The sequence below is a fragment of the Verrucomicrobium sp. BvORR106 genome (assembly GCF_000739655.1).
Classification (GTDB): domain Bacteria; phylum Verrucomicrobiota; class Verrucomicrobiia; order Verrucomicrobiales; family Verrucomicrobiaceae; genus Verrucomicrobium.
Window position 1 is genome coordinate 43,741 of sequence record NZ_BATR01000157.1, and the last position, 6,349, is coordinate 50,089.

The following is a 6,349-nucleotide window of genomic DNA, read 5'->3' on the forward strand; positions in this document are numbered from 1 at the left end:
TAATGAAGTATTTACTTAATTAAGCCAATGCCTAAATAAGCAAGTTCATCCACCTCTTCCAACAACCAGTCAGATCAAACTCGGGCTTCGTAGAAGCATTGGCTCCTCGAACATTCATTCATCACTTCCATGCCCCCCTACTCTCACATCGCCCGCCGAATAACAGCGGCCACCACCTTGGCCTGCGCGTGTTTCAGCCTCACCTCCCTCTCACTTGCCGATGACTGGCCGCAGTGGATGGGCCCCAAGCGTGACGGCCACTGGCGTGAGAACGGCCTGCTGGAAAAGTTCCCTGAGGGCGGACCCAAGATCCTCTGGCGCGCTCCGATCAGCGGCGGCTACAGCGGCCCCTCCGTAGCGGGTGACAGCGTCTTCGTGATGGACTACGTCCGCAGCGACGGCGACCCGACACCCAGCGCCGGTGCCAGGCAGAACCTCTCCGGCAAAGAGCGCGTCCTCTGCTTCGACGCTGCTACCGGCAAACAGAAGTGGGTGGTCGAGTACGACTGCCCCTACTCGGTGAGCTATCCAGTGGGTCCGCGCTGCACGGTCACCGTCGATGGCGACCGGGCTTACGCTCTGGGCGCAATGGGCCACTTCCATTGTATTCACGCAGAAACCGGGAAAATCATCTGGTCCAAGGACTTCGCCAAAGACTACGGTGCCGAGGCTCCTTTCTGGGGATACTCCAGCCACCCGATGGTGGTGGATGACCTGGTGATCACCCTGCTGGGAACCCAGAAGGGCGTCGTTGTCGCCTTCGACAAGAAGACCGGGGCAGAGGTCTGGAGATCGCTCGACGCCTCCGCGCCGGGCTACTCACCGGTGAACTTGACCCAGGCCGGCGGGGTGGATCAGCTCATCGTGTGGCACGCCGATGCGCTCAACGGCATTAATCCAAAAACGGGAAAACCCTACTGGCAGGTCCCGCTCAAGCCGATGTACGCGATGAGCATCATGATGCCACTTATTCACAACGACCTCGTTTTTGCAGGTGGCATCATGGGGATCAGTGCGACCGTCAAACTGGATGCTCACAGCCCCACCGCCACCCTGAACTGGGAGGGCAAACCGAACAATTCCCTGGGACCCAAGAACAGCACCCCAGTGGTTGTGGATAACTTGATGTACGGCTTCGACCGTGATGGCGACCTGCGTTGTGTGGACTTGCTCACAGGCCGCAGATTGTGGACAACTACCGATCCCGTCGGCGGAAGGAGCCAAAATAGCAGCACCGCCTTTCTCATAAAAACCAACAGTAATTTCATCATCTTCAATGAAATGGGTGAGTTAATTACCGCAAAACTGGATAGCGAAGGATATTCACAAATCTCCAAAGCGAAGATCCTAGAGCCAACCACTCCTCACGCCAATCGGAAGGTGATCTGGAGCTGTCCCGCCTTCGCTCATCGCAGCGTCTATGTGCGTAACGATGAGGAATTGATCTGCGTTTCCCTCGCAGCAGAATAACGCCTGCTACGTAAAAAGACCCGGACCTTGGGGAGTTGCTCCCACAGGGTGCCGGGTCTCTAGTTGCTCACTTATTCACATCTTCACTTTTTCACAAACTGGATCCTCGTGCCCTCCAGCCGGGCCTCGATGACATCGCCATCGACGAACTTCCCGTCCAGCATGTCGAGTGAGAGCGGGTCCAGAACCAGTCTCTGAATGGCCCTCTTGAGAGGGCGGGCTCCGAAGACGGGGTCGTAACCTTCGTCGGCAATCTTCCGCACCGCCTCGTCCGTGAGGACCAGGCCGATGTTCTGCTTAGCCAGGCGGCCGACCACCCGCTGGAGCTGCACCTTGACGATCTCGCCCAGATCTCGGGCATCGAGCCGGTCGAAGATGATGACCTCATCGATACGGTTGAGGAACTCCGGACGGAAGAACTGGCGCAACGCATCGCGGACCAGAGCCTCCCGTTGTTCGGGGTTGGACTCCTCCTGGATGGCATGACTGCCGATGTTGCTGGTCATGATGATGACCGTATTCCGGAAGTCCACGGTCCTCCCCTGCCCGTCCGTGATCCGCCCGTCATCCAGCACCTGGAGGAGGGAGTTGAACACATCCGGGTGGGCTTTCTCCACCTCGTCAAAGAGGATCACGCTGTACGGCCGACGGCGGACCGCCTCCGTGAGCTGACCACCCTCTTCATAGCCGACGTATCCGGGAGGCGCCCCGATGAGTCGGGCCACGCTGTGCTTCTCCATGTACTCGCTCATGTCGATGCGGGTCATGGCGTTCTCATCGTCGAAGAGGAACTCGGCCAGGGCCTTGCTCAATTCCGTCTTCCCCACCCCGGTGGGACCGAGGAAGAGGAAGCTGCCGATCGGGCGGTTCTCATCCTGAAGACCTGCCCGGGCACGCCGAACGGCATTCGAGACCGCCTTGATGGCACTCTTCTGCCCGATGACGCGATTGGCCAGACGGTCCTCCATGTGGGTGAGCTTGGACCGCTCCCCTTCCTGTAGACGGCTCACGGGAATGCCCGTCCATGTGGCGACCACCTTGGCGATGTCATCCTCCGTCACCTCCTCCCGCAGCAACTGCCCCTTGGCAGCCCCTTGGGCATGGGCCTGGGTCGCCTCCTGGAGTTTCTTCTCCAGATCGGGGATGAGGCCGTACTGGATCTCGCCGGCACGGGCGAAGTCACCACGTCGCTGCGCCTGCTCCTGCTCGGTGCGGAGGCGGTCGATTTCCTCCTTCACCTTGCGGCTGGCCTGCACGACTTCCTTCTCCTTCTGCCACTGGAGCTTCAGGCCGGACCCCTTCTCTTTGAGATCGGCGATTTCCTTCTCCAGCTTTTCCAGACGGGCGCGGCTGGCGGGGTCGGTCTCTTTCTTGAGGACCTGCCGCTCCATCTCCCGCTGCATGACGTCACGCTCGATGACGTCGATCTCGGTGGGCATGGAGTCGAGCTCAATCTTCAGCCGGCTGGCGGCCTCGTCCACCAGGTCCACTGCCTTGTCCGGCAGGAACCGGTCGCTGATGTACCGATGGCTCAGAGTGGCCGCCGCCACGATGGCGCTGTCTTGAATGCGTACACCATGGTGCACTTCATAGCGCTCCTTCAGGCCGCGCAGGATGGCAATGGTGTCCTCCACGCTGGGCTCACCCACATACACGGGCTGGAAGCGCCGCTCCAGAGCGGCGTCCTTTTCAATGTACTTGCGGTACTCGTCCAGGGTGGTGGCCCCGACGCAGCGGAGTTCACCGCGGGCCAGTTGCGGCTTGAGCAGGTTGCTGGCATCCACCGCCCCCTCGCTCTTCCCGGCACCCACGATGGTGTGGAGCTCATCAATAAAGAGGATGATCTCGCCTTCGCTGGAAGTGACCTCCTTGAGGAAGGCCTTGAGGCGTTCTTCGAACTCACCGCGATACTTGGCCCCGGCGAGCATGCCGCCCAGGTCCATACTGATGACACGCTTGTTCTTCAAGGAATCGGGCACGTCACCCGCGACAATACGGCGGGCGAGTCCCTCCACGATGGCAGTCTTGCCCACGCCGGGCTCGCCGATGAGGACGGGGTTGTTCTTGCTGCGGCGGGAGAGCACCTGCATGACGCGGCGGATTTCATCGTCGCGACCAATCACGGGGTCGATCTTCCCTTGCCGCGCGCGGGCGGTGAGATCAGTGCCATATTTCTCCAGCGTCTGGTACTTGCCTTCCGGATCTTGGTCGGTCACCCGCTGGGCACCGCGCACGGAAGTGAGAGCCTGCAGCAGAGTTTCATATCTCAGCCCAGCCTGCTTCAACACGCCTTCGATATCGGTGCGTGTCTTGAAGAGGGCGAGGAGGAAGTGCTCCACGCTGAGGTACTCATCCTTGAGGTGCTTCTGTTCCTTCTCGGCATTGGCCAGAGTTTCCCGGAGGTCGCCGGAAAGCCGGTCCGCCCCGCCGCCGCCAGAAATACGGGGCTGCTTGGCCAGGAAAGATTCCACACCGGAGACGAGGGCACCCGAGTTGGCCCCCACCTTGTCCACCAGCGGCTTGGTGATGCCGCCGTCCTGCTCCAGCAGGGCCAGCAGCATGTGGGAGGGTTTGACCTCCGCATGGCCATAGCGGGTCGCGATGGACTGCGACGACGCCAGGGCTTCTTGAAGTTTAACAGTGATTCGTTCAGGGTTCATAGATTGATTGAGGAGATAGCGAAAATCCTTTCAATAGGGAACACGCACAAACTGGCCCAAGTCGCCGACGTGAACTTAATCCACAGAGCATGAGCACCATAACGCGCCAATGCGGGAGGGCAGCTTGCGGCAATATAGGGACAATACGTCTCATGAGGTTATTCTCGACTCAGATAATATTGCGCCATTTAGACACACTCGACTCCTAACCGAGGAGGAAGCACACTCCCTGACCAAAGAATTCGACACTCCTCCTCTGATTCGGCGAGTGAAAATACCAAAAAATCACGTTGTTGATCATCTTGAGCACCATGTCGACGAGAACTCATCTCCTCCGCTACCCTCTCTGGGCGATTGCCTCGCTGATCATCGCCGGGGGCGGAGGAATGGCCCAAGGCGAGGAGATCAAAGACGTGGCGGGCTGGAAGGTTCATGTGCAACCGCGACTGGCGGAGCAGCACCCTGCCGAGACGGCCAAAGCCCTGAGACTGCTGGAGGTTCAATTGACGGAGATAGACCGGAAGCTGCCCGCCCCCGTGGTCAAGCGACTGCGCGAAGTGCCTCTCTGGTTTTCCGTCGGCTACCCCGGTGTGCCACCACGGGCCGAGTACCACCCGAATGCCGGGTGGCTGAAGGACAACGGTCGCGATGTCGCCATGGCCAAAGGCATTGAGTTTACCAACATCCCCCAGTTTGAAGAGGAACTGGATCGCATGCCCAACTTCGCCCTGCACGAGCTGGCGCATGCCTATCATGATCTGGTCCTGGGGTTCGATCAGCCAGAGATCCTGGCCGCCTTTGAGCGGGTCACGGCAGCGGGCCTGTACGATCGGGTGGAGATGCGCCCCGGAAAGGATCGCCCCCGGGTCATCCGGAAGGCGTATGCGCTGACGAATCACAAGGAGTTCTTCGCCGAATGCAGCGAGGCGTACTGGAGCCGGAATGACTTTTACCCGTATGACCGGAAGGAACTGGAGAAGTATGATCCAGAGACCGCGCGGCTGATGGAGAAATGGTGGGGGGGGTGGAGGAGTAAATGGGCGGAGCTGATTCGAAGGAATGCGGATGTGAAATTGCTCCGGCGACTGAGCCGGATGGCACATCCGGACTACGCCTGCTGAGACACTGTGGGGGTATTCAGGCCCATTTGCTCTGATAGAGAAGGTAGTGAGAGATCGGCAGGTTTGCTTTCGTCGGGTTCTCCTGGATGTAGCTTCGGTAGTGCTCAAACTCAGTGGAATTTCGAACGATCCGGTCATACGATTCTCCCTGCCAGAAACTCCCGGAGCGGCCCAAGCTGGCGTTGATGCTTCTGGCGGAAAACCGCTTCCAAATCTGCACTTGGGACTTCATGGAAATTTCTGGATGCATCTGCACGAGCAAGTGAATGTGATTGGGCATCATCACATAGTCGCCGAGGAAATAGCGACTTCCGTCCGAGTGGTGCAAGACTTCCTGTAGACGCTGCCGGACACAATCTTGTCGCAAAACACACTCTCCATGGCCTGCATCCAGCAGATGATGGAACTCCTGGGAAAACTCCTGCTGGTATTCTCTCAAATCATTGGGGTCCAGCTTGGATGTCAATTCGCGCCAACTGCAAGTGGCCGAGGCCCTCTCCACTCCCTTGGATCTGAGCCAGCGCAGCCGTTTCTCCCGGTACATCTCCGCTATGTGCTTGGGTAGAGAGTCGGCAGTTCGGAATGTGATGAAGTAGCAAACCGCCGACTGCTCCCAGTGCGGCAAGCGCCTGCGCGTGACTTCCGGCGCAACATCATATTGGAAGAACCGGAAGTACGACATTGGCCAAGGAAGATGATGAGCGGTCGAACACTGTCTCCCGCCAAATGTGGCAATCAATCGAAAAAGATTCAAACTTCCCCACAGTGTCTCAGCAGGCGTAGTCCGGATGTGCCATCCGGTTCAGGCAGCGAAGGATGGTCACACCTCCTAACCCAGACACGCTGACCGCCCACATCGTCCGCCCCACCCGCAGCGTCCCACTTCAATCTCCAGCGGGCACCGCAAACACACCTGCTGCCGCTTTTACGGAGATCTTCTGATTTCCCGCATAGGCCCGGGCGGCCGCAGCCTTCACTTCAGCACCGGACTTCCCATCGAAAACCGCCTCCAAAGCATCGCGCAAAATAAACGCCCCCGGATACATCAACTGGGTGGTGGTCAGGGCCACCGGCACTCCCAGTTTCGGGAAATACCTC

5 protein-coding genes are annotated in these 6,349 nt (G+C 59.1%); 2 read left to right on the plus strand and 3 right to left on the minus strand.

The genetic code is table 11. From position 1 onward, the window contains the following. The first annotated feature begins 129 nt into the window (after positions 1-129). Positions 130-1,470: a PQQ-binding-like beta-propeller repeat protein gene (locus BV106_RS27610; protein WP_051946410.1), complete on the plus strand. Its 1,341-nt coding sequence runs from the start codon at positions 130-132 to the stop codon at positions 1,468-1,470. 83 nt (positions 1,471-1,553) lie between these two features. On the opposite strand, the gene clpB is transcribed toward BV106_RS27610, so the two are convergent. Then, positions 1,554-4,130 carry an ATP-dependent chaperone ClpB gene (gene clpB / locus BV106_RS27615; protein ID WP_038170170.1) on the minus strand — a complete coding sequence of 859 codons (2,577 nt, stop codon included), beginning with the start codon at positions 4,128-4,130 and terminating at the stop codon, positions 1,554-1,556. 311 nt (positions 4,131-4,441) lie between these two features. Here clpB and BV106_RS36350 point away from each other — a divergent pair, with 311 nt between their 5' ends. Then, complete coding sequence (locus tag BV106_RS36350; protein WP_265596130.1) at positions 4,442-5,251, plus strand: hypothetical protein; 810 nt, start codon at positions 4,442-4,444, stop codon at positions 5,249-5,251. A gap of 16 nt (positions 5,252-5,267) precedes the next feature. Here the strand turns inward: BV106_RS36350 and BV106_RS27625 are convergent, their stop codons facing one another. Beyond that, on the minus strand, positions 5,268-5,717 hold the full coding sequence (locus BV106_RS27625; RefSeq protein ID WP_265596131.1) for a transposase: 450 nt from the start codon (positions 5,715-5,717) through the stop codon (positions 5,268-5,270). A gap of 418 nt (positions 5,718-6,135) precedes the next feature. Then, on the minus strand, positions 6,136-6,349 hold a 214-nt coding region (locus BV106_RS27630), incomplete at its 5' end, for a hypothetical protein (RefSeq protein WP_265596132.1).